This is a genomic window from Aeromonas sp. S11(2024), from assembly GCF_041402345.1.
Lineage (GTDB): Bacteria > Pseudomonadota > Gammaproteobacteria > Enterobacterales > Aeromonadaceae > Aeromonas > Aeromonas veronii.
Genome location: NZ_JBGLRC010000035.1, coordinates 1 through 15,051, shown reverse-complemented (window position 1 = coordinate 15,051; position 15,051 = coordinate 1). Strand labels below are relative to the sequence as shown.

At 56.5% G+C, this 15,051-nt stretch carries 12 protein-coding genes; 4 read left to right on the top strand and 8 right to left on the bottom strand.

From position 1 onward, the window contains the following. Positions 1 to 22: 22 nt before the first annotated feature. Positions 23 to 379 (top strand): DMT family protein, encoded by a 357-nt coding sequence (locus ACB040_RS19140; protein WP_005337656.1) that lies wholly within the window; start codon positions 23 to 25, stop codon positions 377 to 379. Positions 380 to 437: 58 nt separating this feature from the next. Beyond that, the gene (gene tapW / locus ACB040_RS19135; protein ID WP_005361600.1) at positions 438 to 1,577 is read left to right on the top strand and encodes a type IVa pilus ATPase TapW; all 1,140 of its coding nucleotides are present in this window, start codon (positions 438 to 440) and stop codon (positions 1,575 to 1,577) included. Positions 1,578 to 1,670: 93 nt separating this feature from the next. Here tapW and ACB040_RS19130 read toward each other — a convergent pair whose 3' ends face one another. Next, complete coding sequence (locus ACB040_RS19130) at positions 1,671 to 2,120, bottom strand: isoprenylcysteine carboxylmethyltransferase family protein (protein ID WP_107682327.1); 450 nt, start codon at positions 2,118 to 2,120, stop codon at positions 1,671 to 1,673. Positions 2,121 to 2,293: 173 nt separating this feature from the next. Between ACB040_RS19130 and alr the strand changes: the two genes are divergently transcribed. Continuing rightward, on the top strand, positions 2,294 to 3,520 hold the full coding sequence (alr, locus tag ACB040_RS19125; protein WP_371156091.1) for an alanine racemase: 1,227 nt from the start codon (positions 2,294 to 2,296) through the stop codon (positions 3,518 to 3,520). A 65-nt stretch (positions 3,521 to 3,585) separates the two neighbouring features. Here the strand turns inward: alr and ACB040_RS19120 are convergent, their stop codons facing one another. The 7 genes from ACB040_RS19120 to ACB040_RS19090 all read right to left on the bottom strand — a co-directional run bounded on the left by ACB040_RS19120 (position 3,586) and on the right by ACB040_RS19090 (position 11,343). Continuing rightward, positions 3,586 to 4,530, bottom strand: coding sequence for a TerC family protein (locus tag ACB040_RS19120; protein ID WP_005337664.1), 945 nt, complete (start codon positions 4,528 to 4,530; stop codon positions 3,586 to 3,588). Between the two features lie 302 nt (positions 4,531 to 4,832). Beyond that, complete coding sequence (gene oppF, locus ACB040_RS19115; protein ID WP_005337666.1) at positions 4,833 to 5,828, bottom strand: murein tripeptide/oligopeptide ABC transporter ATP binding protein OppF; 996 nt, start codon at positions 5,826 to 5,828, stop codon at positions 4,833 to 4,835. After that, on the bottom strand, positions 5,829 to 6,809 hold the full coding sequence (locus ACB040_RS19110; protein WP_005337668.1) for an ABC transporter ATP-binding protein: 981 nt from the start codon (positions 6,807 to 6,809) through the stop codon (positions 5,829 to 5,831). A 54-nt stretch (positions 6,810 to 6,863) separates the two neighbouring features. Next, on the bottom strand, positions 6,864 to 7,775 hold the full coding sequence (gene oppC / locus ACB040_RS19105; protein ID WP_005337670.1) for an oligopeptide ABC transporter permease OppC: 912 nt from the start codon (positions 7,773 to 7,775) through the stop codon (positions 6,864 to 6,866). Positions 7,776 to 7,789: 14 nt separating this feature from the next. Further along, positions 7,790 to 8,710, bottom strand: a complete 921-nt coding sequence (gene oppB / locus ACB040_RS19100; protein WP_005337672.1) for an oligopeptide ABC transporter permease OppB — start codon at positions 8,708 to 8,710, stop codon at positions 7,790 to 7,792. A 98-nt stretch (positions 8,711 to 8,808) separates the two neighbouring features. Then, entirely contained in the window at positions 8,809 to 10,428 is a 1,620-nt protein-coding gene (locus ACB040_RS19095) for an ABC transporter substrate-binding protein (protein WP_005337675.1), read from the bottom strand. A 279-nt stretch (positions 10,429 to 10,707) separates the two neighbouring features. Further along, complete coding sequence (locus ACB040_RS19090) at positions 10,708 to 11,343, bottom strand: YchE family NAAT transporter (protein WP_005337678.1); 636 nt, start codon at positions 11,341 to 11,343, stop codon at positions 10,708 to 10,710. Between the two features lie 840 nt (positions 11,344 to 12,183). Here ACB040_RS19090 and adhE point away from each other — a divergent pair. Beyond that, entirely contained in the window at positions 12,184 to 14,850 is a 2,667-nt protein-coding gene (adhE, locus tag ACB040_RS19085) for a bifunctional acetaldehyde-CoA/alcohol dehydrogenase (RefSeq protein WP_019446648.1), read from the top strand. Positions 14,851 to 15,051: the final 201 nt, after the last annotated feature.

Below are 15,051 nucleotides of genomic sequence, written 5' to 3'. Positions count from 1 at the left end.
CCGGATTTTCAAGGAGAACCCTATGAACCCGATTTTCACCAGTATCGGTCTGCTGCTCTGCAGCAACGTCTTTATGACCTTCGCCTGGTACGCTCACCTCAAGAGCATGAACCATAAACCCTGGATCATTGCCGCCCTGGTGAGCTGGGGTATCGCCCTGTTCGAATACCTGCTGCAAGTGCCCGCCAACCGCATCGGCCATACGGTGATGAGCGTGGGCCAACTTAAAATCCTGCAAGAAGTGATCACACTCACCGTATTCGTCCCCTTCTCTATCTTCTATCTCAAGGAAGATCTGAAATGGGACTATCTCTGGGCAGGGCTCTGCATTCTCGGTGCGGTCTTTTTTGTCTTTCGCGAGAAACTGACCGGCGCCTGAGGCTGTACACTCAATATCATCCAGCTCATGGCATCTCATTGATCGACGAGGCAAAAAAATGGAATTGCGAGACATGTTACAGATCCTGGCCAAGCAGGATGGCTCAGACCTCTATCTGTCGACCGGCGCGCCCCCCTGCGCCAAGTTTAACGGCGGCCTGCGCCCCCTCAACGAAACGCCGCTGGAGCCGGGGGAAGTGGCGCGGATCGCCGCCGAGATCATGGATGGCGAGCAGAAGCAGCAGTTCGAGAAGGATCTGGAGATGAACCTCGCCATCTCCCTGCCCCAGATCGGCCGCTTTCGGGTCAACATCTTCAAGCAGCGCAACGAAGTCTCTCTGGTGGCCCGCAACATCAAGACCGACATCCCCCGCTTTGAAGATCTCAAACTCCCGCCTGTGCTGCTCGACACCATCATGGAGAAACGTGGCCTGGTGCTGTTTGTCGGCGGTACCGGCTCGGGTAAATCCACTTCGCTGGCGGCGCTTATCGACCACCGCAACCGCAACAGCGGCGGGCACATCATTACCATCGAGGATCCGGTGGAGTTCGTTCATCGCCACCGCAAGAGTATCATCAATCAGCGGGAGGTTGGCGTAGATACCCGCAGCTTCCACGCTGCACTGAAAAACACCCTGCGTCAGGCACCGGATGTCATTCTTATCGGCGAGATCCGCGATCGCGAGACCATGGAACATGCGCTGGCCTTCTCCGAAACCGGTCACCTTGCCATCTCCACCCTGCACGCCAACAACGCCAACCAGGCGCTGGATCGCATCATCAACTTCTTCCCCGAGGAGCGTCGTCCGCAACTGCTCAACGATCTGGGCAACAACCTCAAGGCCTTTGTCTCCCAGCGGCTGGTGAAAACCACCGATGGCGGCCGCCGGGCCGCAGTGGAGATCATGCTTGGCACCCACACCATCCGCGACATGATCAAGCGCGGCGAATTTGGCGGCCTCAAAGAGGTGATGGAAAAGTCCAAAGCCCTCGGCATGGTCACCTTCGACAGTGCCCTGTTTGATCTGGTGGTGGAAGGGGTAATTGAGGAAGAAGAGGCGGTGAAAAACGCCGACTCGGCCAACAACCTGCGCCTCAAGATCAAGCTGTGGAAGGAGAAGGGACAGATTGCCAGCAGCAGCGATGCCACCGGCTGGAGCCTCGAACCCACCAAGGACGAGAAGGGCGATTTTTTCTAACCAGCCCCTCGAGAACCCCGGGCCAGCCCGGGGTTCTCTTTATCCAGCACAGCTGACCCGACTTATCCCTCAGCTCACGCAGATCACAGCAAGTCAGCACCAACGGCGAACGCGCTGGCAATATGCCACATACTCGTCGCCGAAACGGGCGCGCAGCAGCCGCTCCTCCGGCATGATCTGAAAGCGGGTCAGCCAGGCAACCAGCACGATTGGCCCAACCCAGACCCAACTTCCACCCAGATAACAGCCCCAGGCGGCCAGCCAGCAGAGCAGCCCCAGATACATGGGATTGCGACTGACACGATAGACGCCACAGGTCACCAGACGACTGGTGTGCTGAGGTTTGGTGGGGCTGACCGTGGTCTGGTGGTGACGAAATCGTTGCAGTGCCCCAAAGCCCATGATGGCCCCCGCCACGACCAGCACAGCCATCAGCGTCATTGCCCAGATGCCGGGCTGGCTCTCCCCTCTTAGCCACCACATGGCCCCGGCACAGAGCAGGAAGATCAGCGGTGGTGGCAAACGTAACTCAAGATTGACCATTTTCTTCCCCTGACGAGTGTCGGCCGAACCCGTGTTGCGGTAGACTCCCAACCAGTCAGCGCCTGTTGAGAGTGACAAAGATCATAATAATAACAACAAGTTGTGGTTAAACCACCACCAATGTGGCCGACCCCGCCCAAACTATCCAACGCGAACAACAAAAAGGAATCACCATGCACAAGAAAACTCTGCTGGCTACCCTGATCTTCGGCCTGCTCGCGGGCCAAGCCGTTGCGGCTCCCTATCTGCCCCTTGCGACGGATCATCGCAACGGCCAGGAGCAAACCGCCAGCAACGCCTGGTTGGAAGTGGATCTGGGCGCCTTTGAACACAATATCCAGACCCTCAAGGATCGCCTCGGCGACAAGGGCCCGCAGATCTGCGCCATCATGAAGGCCGACGCTTATGGTCATGGCATCGACCTGCTGGTCCCCTCCGTGGTCAAGGCCAATATCCCCTGCATCGGCATCGCCAGCAACGAAGAGGCGCGCGTCGCCCGCGAGAAGGGCTTTACCGGCCGTCTGATGCGGGTGCGTGCTGCCACCCCGGATGAAGTAGAGCAGGCCCTGCCCTACAAGATGGAGGAGCTGATCGGCAGTCTGGTCAGTGCCCAGGGTATAGCCGATATCGCACAGCGCCACCACACCACCATTCCGGTGCATATTGCACTCAACTCCGCCGGCATGAGCCGCAACGGCATCGACCTGCGTCTGGCCGATGCCAAGCAGGATGCGCTGGCCATGCTCAAGCTAAAGGGGATCACCCCGGTCGGCATCATGACCCACTTCCCGGTGGAGGAGAAAGAGGACGTCAAGATGGGACTGGCCCAGTTTAAACTGGACTCCCAGTGGCTGCTGGAAGCGGGCAAACTGGATCGCAGCAAGATCACCATCCACGCCGCCAACTCCTTCGCCACTCTGGCCGTGCCGGACGCCTACTTCGACATGGTGCGCCCGGGTGGCCTGCTCTACGGTGACTCCATCCCCTCCCACACCGAATACAAGCGGGTGATGGCATTCAAGACCCAGGTCGCCTCGGTCAACCACTATGCAGCGGGCAACACCGTCGGTTATGACCGCACCTTTACTCTCAAGCGTGACTCCTGGCTCGCCAACCTGCCGCTGGGCTACTCCGATGGCTATCGCTGCTCCCTGAGCAACAAGGCCTATGTGCTGATCCAGGGTCAGAAGGTGCCGGTGGTCGGCAAGACTTCCATGAACACCATCATGGTGGATGTGACTGATCTGCAAGGGGTGAAACCCGGCGACGAGGTGGTGCTGTTTGGCCGTCAGGGTGAAGCCGAAGTGAAACAGGCGGATCTGGAGGAATACAACGGCGCCCTGCTGGCGGACATGTACACCATCTGGGGCTACACCAACCCCAAGAAGATCAAACGCTGATAACACGATATGAAAAAGGGCTCCCGCGGGAGCCCTTGTTGTTATTGCTTCATTGTCTGCCGCGCTCAAGCGGCCTTTTTACGGGTCACAAACAGACTCAGCCCCATGGATGCCAGCAGGATCAACGCGACTACGCCCAGTGCTATGCCGGTCGGGATCTTGAAGATATCCAGCAGCAGCATCTTGACCCCGATAAACATCAGGATCAGCGCCAGACCGTATTTGAGCAGGGCGAAGCGATCAGCCACACCGGCCAGCAGGAAGTACATGGCACGCAGACCCATGATGGCGAAGATGTTGGAGGTCAGCACGATAAAGGGATCCGTGGTCACCGCGAAGATGGCCGGGATACTGTCCACCGCGAAGATGAGGTCGCTCACCTCCACCAGCACCAGAATGAGCAGCAGCGGAGTGGCATAGCGCACACCGTCACGCCAGACAAAGAACTTCTCCCCTTCCAGGGTCTCGGTCACCTTGAAACGACGGCGCATCCAGCCCAGCAACGGGTTGTTGGCGAGATCCGGCTCCTTGTCGGCCGCCCACAGCATCTTGGCACCGGTCAGCAGCAGGAAAGCGCCAAACAGATAGAGGATCCAGTGGAACTGCTCGATGAGCCAGCTGCCCGCGAACACCATACCGGCACGCATCACGATGGCACCCAGTACCCCGTACAGCAGCACCCGGCGCTGTAGCTCGGCTGGAATGGCAAAGTAGCCGAACAGCATCAGCCAGACGAAGACGTTGTCCACTGCCAGCGCTTTCTCGATGAGGTAGCCGGTGAGGAACTCCAACCCCTTCTGGTTGGCAATCTCACGGCCAGCGCTGTGATCCAGCCAGAGCCAGATGGCCAGGTTGAAGAGCAGGGCCACGCTGACCCAGATGAGGGACCAGACACCCGCCTCTTTGAGGGACACCTTGTGTGACTTGCCGCCACCGACAAAGCGTATGTCTATCCATAACAGGACCAGCACTATGCTGAAGAAACCGGTCCACATCCACCATTCACCCATTTTCACTTCTCCCAAAAACGACAAAACCCACGACCGAGAGGCGTGGGTTTGCGTTTGGAGCAGATACACCTTGCCTCTCGGCAAGGTCTCACTTACAGCTGATTTTCATCGACTGCCCGGCTGCCGGGTGCACTGCAGGATATGGGTGCACCGTAATGACGACAAACCGGCGAGAAGTTACTCCCCTTGTGCGGCGGATATTAACAGCGGGAAAAGATAACGCCAAGAGGCATCTTCACTGCCGTCAAAAATAAATTGGAGCCCCATCAAGGAGCCCCGCAAACATGTTCAACACATCCCCATCAGAGCGGATCGACCTTGAGGCAGGAGACCGCATGATCGAAGTTCCCCTCCAGCACAGGGCGGGTCTTGGCGCACTCGGGGCCAGCCACCGGGCAGCGGGTGCGGAAGACGCAACCGGACGGCGGATTCATCGGTGAGGGCAAATCCCCCTCCAGGATCTGGATCACCTTGTTGCGCTCCAGCTCAGGGTCCGGGATCGGCACCGCTGACATCAGCGCCTTGGTGTAGGGGTGCAGCGGATTGGCGAAGATCTCCTTGCGGGTCCCCAGCTCAACGGCGTTGCCCAGATACATCACCAGCACCCGGTCGGAGATATGTTTGACCACCGACAGGTCGTGGGCGATGAAGATAAGCGACAGCCCCATCTCCTTTTGCAGGGATTTGAGCAGGTTGACCACCTGTGCCTGGATAGAGACATCAAGCGCTGACACCGGCTCATCGCAGATGATCATCTTGGGCTCGAGGATCAGCGCCCGGGCAATCCCGATCCGCTGGCACTGGCCGCCGGAGAACTCGTGCGGATAGCGGTTGACCAAGTTGGGCAAGAGCCCCACTTTGCTCATCATGGCGCGTACCTTCTCCTTCACCTCTTCCCGTGGCAGGTTGGGATAGAAGGTGATGAGCGGCTCGGCGATGATGTCGCCGATGGTCATGCGCGGGTTCAGAGAAGCCAGCGGGTCCTGGAAGATCATCTGGATCTCTTTGCGCTTCTCGCGCAGGGCATTCTGATCGAGCTTGGTGAGATCATCACCCAGCCACACCACCTTGCCATCGGTGGCCGGTACCAGACCGATGATGGCGCGGGCAAAGGTCGATTTGCCGCAGCCGGACTCCCCCACCACACCGAGGGTTTCACCCTCATAGAGACGCAAGGTCACCCCATCGACCGCCTTGAGGTCAGACGGCTTGGCCCAGGGCCACGCCTTGCCACTCTTGATACTGAAGTGGACCTTGAGGTCAGACACTTCCAACAGCAATTTTTTGTCGGCACCCATTTAGTTGGCCCCCTTGTTCATGGCATCCGAAACCCAGTGACAAGCACGCTCCCGACCATCGTTGAACGGAGTCAGGATCGGTGACTGCTGGCCGCAAATCTCGCTGACCCGGTGGCAACGCTCCTGGAAGGGGCAGCCGGTGGGCAGACGCAGCAGGTTGGGCGGATTGCCCGGGATGGTGGGCAGCACTTCCCCTTCGGTATCGAGGCGGGGAATGGCGCGCAGCAAACCTTCGGTGTAGGGGTGGCTCGGGCGATAGAAGATATCGTCTACCTTGCCGTACTCCATGGTACGACCGGCATACATCACCAGCACCTTGTTGCAGATACCGGCGACCACGCCAAGGTCATGGGTAATCATGATGATGGCGGTGTTGAACTCGCGCTTGAGCTCGTTCATCAGAGTCATGATCTGGGCCTGTACGGTCACGTCGAGTGCGGTGGTCGGTTCGTCGGCGATCAGCAGTTGCGGCCGGCAGAGCAGTGCCATGGCGATCATCACCCGCTGACGCATGCCGCCGGAGAACTCGTGGGGATACATGCCCATCCGCTTGCGTGCTTCGGGGATCTTCACCGCATCGAGCATCCGTACCGACTCTTCGAACGCTTCCGCCTTGCTCACCCCTTTGTGCAGCATCAGCACTTCCATCAGCTGATCCTGCACCTTCATGTAGGGGTTGAGCGAGGTCATGGGGTCCTGGAAGATCATGGCGATCTTCTCGGAGCGGATCTTGTTGAGCTTGGACTCCGGCAGGTTGAGGATCTCCTCCCCCTGAAACTTGGCGGAACCGGTAATAATGCCGTTTTTGGCCAGCAGCCCCATGATGGCAAAGGCCGTCTGGGATTTGCCGGAGCCGGACTCGCCGACGATCCCCAGGGTTTCACCCGCAGAGAGAGAAAAGTTGAGGTCGTTGACCGCCACCACATTACCGTCCGGGGTCTTGAACTCGACCCGCAGATCTTTCACATCCAGTAACTTCATATAAAAACTCCTTATCGATCTTTCGTGATGCTTTCCTGTCGATCCGATGCTCGATTAACGATCTTTCGGATCGAGGGCGTCACGCAGACCATCCCCGAGGAAGTTGAAGCAAAACAGGGTCACCACCATAAAGCAGGCGGGGAACAGCAGTTGCCAGATGGCCACTTCCATCGACTTGGAGCCTTCATCCAGCAGGGCACCCCAGCTGGTCATCGGTTCCTGAACCCCAAGGCCCAGGAAACTCAGGAAGGATTCAAACATGATCATCCCCGGCACCAGCAAGGTGGCGTAGACGGCCACGATACCGAGTACGTTCGGTACGATGTGACGGGTGATGATCTTCCACTTGGAGACGCCACAGACGTGGGCTGCCTCGATAAACTCCTTGCTCTTGAGGCTGAGAGTCTGGCCCCGCACGATACGCGCCATGTCGAGCCAGCTCACCGCCCCGATGGCGATAAAGATGAGCGCCAGATTGCGGCCAAAGAAGGTGACCAGCATGATGACGAAGAACATGAAGGGGAAGGCGTTGAGGATCTCCAGTACCCGCATCATCAGGCTGTCGACCCGCCCGCCGATAAAGCCGGAGGCCGCGCCATACAAAGTACCGATGATGACCGCCACCATGGCGCCCATGATGCCGACCATCAGGGAGATGCGACCGCCCAGCAGGGTGCGCACGAACAGATCGCGCCCCAGACTGTCGGTTCCGAAGTAGTGACCCGCTTCCATATCCGGCGGCGACTGCATGGCGCCCCAGTCCGGATCGTCAAAGGTGTATTGGGACAAATGGGGGCCAAAGATGACCGCCAGACCGATGATGGTCAGAATGATCAGGCTGGTCAGGGCCGCCTTGTTGCGCAGGAAACGGCGACGGGCATCCTTCCACAGGGAGCGCCCCTCCACCACTTCCACTTTTTGCGCGAACGCCTCAACGGCATCGCGTTTTTCAGTTGAAACAACCATGATGAACTCCCGAATTAGTAACGGATCTTGGGATCGATAAAGGCGTAGAGAATATCGACCACAGCGTTAAAGGTGATGGTGAGGGCGCCGACCAGAATGGTCAGACCGAGCACCATGGAGTAATCACGGTTAAGGGCACCGTTGACGAACAGCTGACCGATTCCCGGCAGGCCGAAGATGGTCTCGATCACCACGGAACCTGTGATGATGCCGACAAAAGCCGGGCCCAGATAGGAGACCACCGGCAGCATAGCCGGACGCAGCGCGTGTTTCAGGATGATATGGCGCAGCGGCAAGCCCTTGGCACGGGCGGTACGGATGAAGTTGGAGTTCATGGTCTCGATCATACTGCCCCGCATGATCCGCGAGATGGCGGAGATGTAGTACATCATCATGCCGAACACCGGCAGCACCATAAACTGGATGCCACCACCCTGCCAGCCACCGGCAGGGAACCAACCCAGATGAATACTGAAAAACAGCACCAGCAAGGGCGCCAGCACAAAGCCCGGGATCACCACCCCGGCCATGGCCGACGACATCAGCAGATAGTCGATGATGGTGTTCTGTTTCAGTGCCGCTATGGTGCCGAAAGTGACCCCCAGCAGCACGGCGAAGAAGAAGGCCGTGGTCCCGATCTTGGCGGAAACAGGCAGCGCCTGGCTCACCAGATCATTGACGGTGAAATCCTTGTATTTGAAAGAGGGGCCCAAATCACCCTGCACCAGGTTGCCCAGGTAGGTGAGATATTGCATGCCAATGGGTTTGTCGAGCCCGTATTTGGCCTCAATGTTGGCGATGACTTCGGGGGGCAGTGAACGCTCGCTGGTAAAGGGGTTACCGGGGGCGAAACGCATCATGAAGAAAGAGACGGTGATCAAGACCAGCAGAGTCGGGATCGCTTCCAATAGCCGTTTAAAAATGAATTTCAACATAGACATTTCCTGTCCTGTACTGCTTCCAAATGGTCGCGGTTGTAATAAAGGCCCGCCGTCCGGCGGGCCCTGCTTGTTATGCGACTTGTTGCTTTAAATCAGTGAGCAATGATGTACATATCTTTGCTGTAGAGGTTATCCAGCGGGTTGGCCGGATAGCCGCCTACATAGGGTTTGACCATACGGGCAGTCACGTACTGGTAGATGGGGGCGATCGGCATGTCCTTGGCCAGGATCTCTTCAGCCTGGACGTAGAGCTTGTTACGGGCCGCCACATCAACCTGATCACGGGACGAATCCATCAGCTTGTCGAACTCCGGATTGGAGTACTTGCCGTCGTTGTTGCCGTGGGTGGTCTGCATCAGATCCAGCATGGAGGAGGCTTCGTTGTAGTCAGCGATCCAGCCGGCACGACCTACGTCAAACTGACCCTGTTTCTTGGTTTCCAGGTAAGTTTTCCACTCCTGGTTGACCAGGCTCACCTGCACGCCCAGCTTCTTCCACATGGAGGCCACGGCCACAGCCACTTTCTTGTGGTTGTCGTCGGTGTTGTAGAGCAGCTCGAACTTCAGCGGCTTGCTGGCATCGAAACCGGCCTCTTGCAGCAGCGCCTTGGCCTTGGCATCACGCTCGGCCTGGGTCATCTTCGACCACTCGGGCGCGACCGGCTTGAAGCCATCGACGAAGTCCGGCACCAGGGTGTAACCGGGCGTCTGACCCTGCCCCATCACCTTGTCGGCAATCACGTCGCGATCGATGGCATAGGAGAGCGCAGTACGGACGCGCACATCGTCAAACGGCTTCTTCTTGACGTTGTACTGGTAGTAGTAAGTACCAACATAACCGGTCACTTTCAGCTCGTCCGGCTTCTCTTTCTTCATCTGCTTGAAGCGCTCGATGGGCATCTGATAGGTGATGTCCACTTCGCCCGCCAGATAGCGGCTCAGGTCAGCGTTGGTAGACTGGATGGGCAGATAGACCACCTTGTTGATGACGGTCTTGCCATCGTTCCAGTAGTGCTTGTTGCGCTCCACTTCGACGCGCTCGTTCACCACCCAGTTCTTCAGGGTATAGGCACCGTTGGATACCATATTCTCCGGCTGGGTCCACTTGTCACCAAACTTCTCGATCACCTTCTTCGGTACCGGATAGGTGGTGGTGTGGGAGAGCATGCTGACGAAGTAAGGGATCGCCTTCTCGAGCTGCACTTCGAAGGTGTAGTCGTCGGTCGCCTTCACGCCCAACGTATCAGCCGGCTTTTTACCTGCGATGATCTCGGAGGCATTGGCAATAGTCGGGATCTCCAGATACCAGGAGTAAGGAGAGGCGGTTTTCGGATCAACGGCACGCTGGAAAGCAAAAACGAAATCGTGGGCAGTGACCGGGTCACCGTTGGACCACTTGGCATCTTTGCGCAGGTGGAAGACGTAGTGCTTGTTATCCTTGGTTTCCCAGGATTCAGCCACAGCCGGGAGAATTTCCCCTTTCGGGCCGGATGCAACGAGACCTTCGAACAGGTCGCGCAGGATATTGGATTCGACCGTTCCTTCGGTCTTGTGCGGGTCAAGGGTCGCAGGCTCGGAGCCGTTGCCTTTTACCAGTTGCTGGACTTCAGCCAGCTTGGTTCCCGCCGGAACATCGGCAGCCTGAGCCACATTGACGCCACCAAACAGTGCAGCCACCAGCAATGTGTTAATCATTGTTTTTTTATGAGTCATTTCCCTACTCCAACAAGAACATTCCATGCATTTTTTAAAGTGACGGGGTTAAAACCCGCTCCCAGCATAATTCCCTGCCAATTCCGATAATGCAACAGATATTGTCAGGGTAATCGTCATTTTCTGGTCAAAAAATCAGCTAGCATGCGCTTTTTCAGTATTAAAACACCAGCAAAGCGCTCATTTTTCACACAAACGACCGATTCTAGAAAAGACCGAGCAAAAAGCAACCAATAAAAAGCCGGTCACGAGGACCGGCTTTCATAAAGCGGAGCTGGCTCACATCAGGCTGGGGAAAACCCCCTTGATACCGGCCACCATGATCTCGATACCCAGCGACATCATGATAAGACCCATGATACGGGTCACCACGTTGATGCCGGTGTTGCCCATGATCTTGAACAGCAGCGGCGCGGCGCGGAAGATGAGCCAGGAGCAGAAGGAGAAGACCACGACAACCACTGACATGCCGAGCAGCTGCTGCCAGTGGCTCTGGCTGGCATAGACAATCACCGAGGAGATGGCACCTGGGCCCGCCATCAGCGGCAGCGCCAGCGGTACCACGGCGATAGACTCGCGCACCGCCAGTTCGCCCTTTTCCTGTTTGTTGTGCTTCACCTCGCCCAGCTTGCCCTGCAGCATCGACCAGGCAATCAGGGTAATCAGCGACCCACCGGCAATACGGAACGATGCCAGCGAGATACCAAACCCATCGAGGATCAGCTGCCCCATATACATGGAGACCAACAGGATCACCATCACCGCGATATTGGCGGTGGTATTGGTTTTCATCCGCTCGGCCTGGGTATGGTGGCTGGTCAGGCTGACAAACACCGGCAACAAACCAAGCGGGTTGATAATTGCGAACAAACCGACAAAAAACTTCAGATACAACGAGACGTCAATTGCTGCCATAGGCGCCTTCCAATAGAGTTTCGGGCCCAGCGGGCCAGTCCATTAATTTCGTGCGTAAATTTACATCATAGCCAGAGTGGGTACCAATCAAATAATCTCACCATTTTGAGGGTTTTTTAGTTAGTTCATCTAATGCATCCGCGCTAACTGGCATAAACCGATGCCAAAAGCCCTTTCTACCGCCCGACACGCGCCAGAAAAGTGAGCGCAAGCCTGCTTAATCATGACCAGAGAGTCCGACGATGACTGACCGAATGACTAAGCGACTCGAAAGAATCTAGGCTTTGCCTTCCCACTATTTCAGGCCAGACATCACTTCACTGACTCGGCAAGAGAGCCACAATGCAAAAACCGGGAAAGGGGGCAGAAATGGCCCCCTTGGGGAATAAAGCGGATTAGTCATGGATTAAAACAACAATCATTTTTGCAACAAACGCTGGAATAAAGTGCGTTTGTCGGTGATTTTGAAACCAATTCACTCATATTTGCTAACCTATACCGCCAAAATAGCTCTGTAACACTATGGCTGAGTGCAATTAACCACTTGATAAATGTGGTTTATTGCACTGCATTAACAAGTCTCTCACCTTTCCCTTTGATGCACATTCCGATAACATCAGTCAAACAAGGATTGTGAAATAAAATTTCTTTTGTTCTTTTGTTACACATGATCCAGATCAAGTTTTTCTGAGTCAGCCCCGCTCTATAATCGACTCAGAAAGCGATTTAGTAAGGCATGTGAAAAAGCTGTTGCAACGATACCGTCTTGACAGGGCGACTATAATTGCCGGGCATTGCCAACGTCTTACTAAACAGTTTTCAAATAATCAGGAGATAAACATGGCAGTAACCAATTTGGCTGAACTGGATGCACTGGTCGCCCGCGTTAAGGAAGCCCAGCGTGAATTCGCCAGCTTCTCTCAAGAGCAGGTAGACAAGATCTTCCGTGCCGCCGCCCTGGCCGCCAACAACGCCCGTATCCCCCTGGCCCAGATGGCCGTGGAAGAATCCGGTATGGGTATCATCGAAGACAAGGTTATCAAGAACCACTTCGCCTCCGAATACATCTACAACAAGTACAAAGACGAGAAGACCTGCGGCATTCTGAGCGAAGATGATCAGATGGGTACCATCACCATCGCCGAGCCGGTAGGTATCATCTGTGGTATCGTTCCGACCACCAACCCGACCTCCACTGCGATCTTCAAATCCATGATCGCGCTCAAGACCCGCAACGCCATCATCTTCTCCCCGCACCCCCGCGCCAAGAACTCCACCAATACCGCTGCCAAGCTGGTACTGGATGCAGCTGTTGCCGCTGGTGCACCGAAAGACATCATCGGCTGGATCGACCAACCGTCTGTTGAGCTCTCCAACGCCCTGATGAAGCACGAAGACATCAACCTGATCCTGGCCACCGGTGGCCCGGGCATGGTGAAAGCAGCCTACTCCTCCGGTAAGCCAGCTATCGGTGTGGGTGCCGGTAACGTACCTATCGTTATCGACGAAACCGCCGACGTGAAGCGTGCCGTTGCCTCCATCCTGATGTCCAAGACTTTCGATAACGGCGTGGTCTGTGCTTCCGAGCAGGCAGTCATCGTTGTTGATGCCATCTACGACCAGGTTAAAGAGCGCTTTGCATCCCACAAAGGCCACGTGCTCTCCAAAGAAGATGCTGACAAGGTACGTAAAGTCATCTTGATCAACGGTGCACTGAACGCCAACATCGTTGGCCAGCCAGCCACCAAGATTGCCGAAATGGCAGGCGTGACTGTGCCGGCTGATACCAAGATCCTGATCGGTGAAGGCGTCAAGCTGTGTGCAGAAGATGAGTTTGCTCACGAGAAATTGTCTCCGCTGCTCGGTATGTTCCGTGCAAGCAGCTTCGAAAACGCCGTTGATATGGCCTGTGACATGGTCAACATCGGTGGTATCGGCCACACCTCAGGTCTGTACACCGACCAGGACCGCAACGCTGACCGCATCAAGTACTTCGGCGACAAGATGAAGACCGCGCGTATCCTGATCAACACTCCGTCTACCCAAGGCGGTATCGGTGACCTGTACAACTTCGCAATGGCTCCGTCCCTGACCCTGGGTTGCGGCTCCTGGAGCGGTAACTCCATCTCCGAAAACGTGGGTCCGAAGCACCTGATCAACAAGAAGACAGTCGCAAAACGGGCAGAAAACATGCTGTGGCACAAACTTCCGAAATCCATCTACTTCCGTCGTGGTTCCCTGCCGATCGCTCTGAGCGACCTGGAAGGTAAAAAGCGTGCCATGGTCGTAACTGACCGCTTCCTGTTCAACAACGGCTACGCCGATGAACTGGTCAGCCTGCTGAAAGCACAGAATATGGAAGTGGAAGTGTTCTACGAAGTAGAAGCTGACCCGACCCTGGCTGTGGTTCGCAAGGGTGCCGAGATGGCCAACTCCTTCAAACCGGACGTTATCCTGGCGCTGGGCGGTGGTTCACCGATGGATGCAGCCAAGATCATGTGGGTGATGTACGAGCACCCGAACACCGCGTTCGAAGATCTGGCCATGCGCTTTATGGATATCCGCAAGCGTATCTACAAGTTCCCGAAAATGGGCGTGAAGGCCGAACTGGTCTGTATCACCACCACTTCCGGTACCGGCTCTGAAGTCACTCCGTTTGCGGTAGTAACCGATGAAGTGTCTGGTCAGAAGTATCCGCTGGCTGACTACGAGCTGACCCCGAACATGGCCATCGTTGATGCCAACCTGGTCATGGGCATGCCGAAGTCCCTGTGTGCCTTCGGTGGTATCGATGCCGTGACTCACGCCATGGAAGCCTATGTTTCCGTACTGGCTAACGAGTACTCCGACGGCCAGGCGCTGCAAGCCCTGAAAATGCTGAAAGAGTACCTGCCGTCCAGCTACCAGAACGGTGCCAACGACCCGATCGCTCGTGAGAAGGTGCACAATGCTGCCACCATCGCCGGTATCGCGTTCGCCAACGCCTTCCTGGGTGTGTGCCACTCCATGGCTCACAAACTGGGTGCCGAGTTCCACATTCCGCACGGTCTGGCTAACGCCCTGCTGATCAGCAACGTCATCCGCTACAACGCGAACGACAACCCGACCAAGCAGACTGCGTTCTCCCAGTACGACCGCCCGCAGGCTCGTCGTCGTTACGCCGAAGTCGCTGACCACCTGGGTCTGACTGCTGCCGGTGACCGCACCGCTGCCAAGATCGAGAAGCTGCTGACCTGGCTGGACGAGCTGAAGGCTACCCTGGGTATCCCAGCCTCTATCCGCGAAGCTGGCGTGACTGAAGCTGACTTCCTGGCCAAGGTTGACCAGCTGGCTATCGAAGCCTTCGATGACCAGTGCACCGGCGCCAACCCGCGCTACCCGCTGATCAGCGAGCTGAAGCAGGTTCTGCTGGACTCCTACTACGGTCGTCCGTTCACCGAAGCCGCTCCGGTAACTGCTGCCCCGGTTGAAGCCAAGGTTGAAGGCAAGAAGAAATCCAAGGCCTGATAACCAGTCCTGAGATAACAAGCCCGCGCACTGCGCGGGCTTTTTTTATCTGCTATGTCCCGTCCTGAATATGGTTTACACCTTTCGCCTCAATAAATGGAGAACCCGATGGGACAAGGTGTGAAACGGACACAGCGCGATTACTCGTTGACTTTTAAACTGTCACTGGTCGAGCAGATTGAAAAAGGCGAGCTCACCTAC

Bases quoted from the DNA above. Each gene is read 5' to 3' on its own strand.
- ACB040_RS19140 (WP_005337656.1), top strand. From the start codon at position 23: ATGAACCCGATTTTCACCAGTATCGGTCTGCTGCTCTGCAGCAACGTC.
- tapW (WP_005361600.1), top strand. From the start codon at position 438: ATGGAATTGCGAGACATGTTACAGATCCTGGCCAAGCAGGATGGCTCA.
- ACB040_RS19130 (WP_107682327.1), bottom strand. From the start codon at position 2,120: ATGGTCAATCTTGAGTTACGTTTGCCACCACCGCTGATCTTCCTGCTC.
- alr (WP_371156091.1), top strand. From the start codon at position 2,294: ATGCACAAGAAAACTCTGCTGGCTACCCTGATCTTCGGCCTGCTCGCG.
- ACB040_RS19120 (WP_005337664.1), bottom strand. From the start codon at position 4,530: ATGGGTGAATGGTGGATGTGGACCGGTTTCTTCAGCATAGTGCTGGTC.
- oppF (WP_005337666.1), bottom strand. From the start codon at position 5,828: ATGGGTGCCGACAAAAAATTGCTGTTGGAAGTGTCTGACCTCAAGGTC.
- ACB040_RS19110 (WP_005337668.1), bottom strand. From the start codon at position 6,809: ATGAAGTTACTGGATGTGAAAGATCTGCGGGTCGAGTTCAAGACCCCG.
- oppC (WP_005337670.1), bottom strand. From the start codon at position 7,775: ATGGTTGTTTCAACTGAAAAACGCGATGCCGTTGAGGCGTTCGCGCAA.
- oppB (WP_005337672.1), bottom strand. From the start codon at position 8,710: ATGTTGAAATTCATTTTTAAACGGCTATTGGAAGCGATCCCGACTCTG.
- ACB040_RS19095 (WP_005337675.1), bottom strand. From the start codon at position 10,428: ATGACTCATAAAAAAACAATGATTAACACATTGCTGGTGGCTGCACTG.
- ACB040_RS19090 (WP_005337678.1), bottom strand. From the start codon at position 11,343: ATGGCAGCAATTGACGTCTCGTTGTATCTGAAGTTTTTTGTCGGTTTG.
- adhE (WP_019446648.1), top strand. From the start codon at position 12,184: ATGGCAGTAACCAATTTGGCTGAACTGGATGCACTGGTCGCCCGCGTT.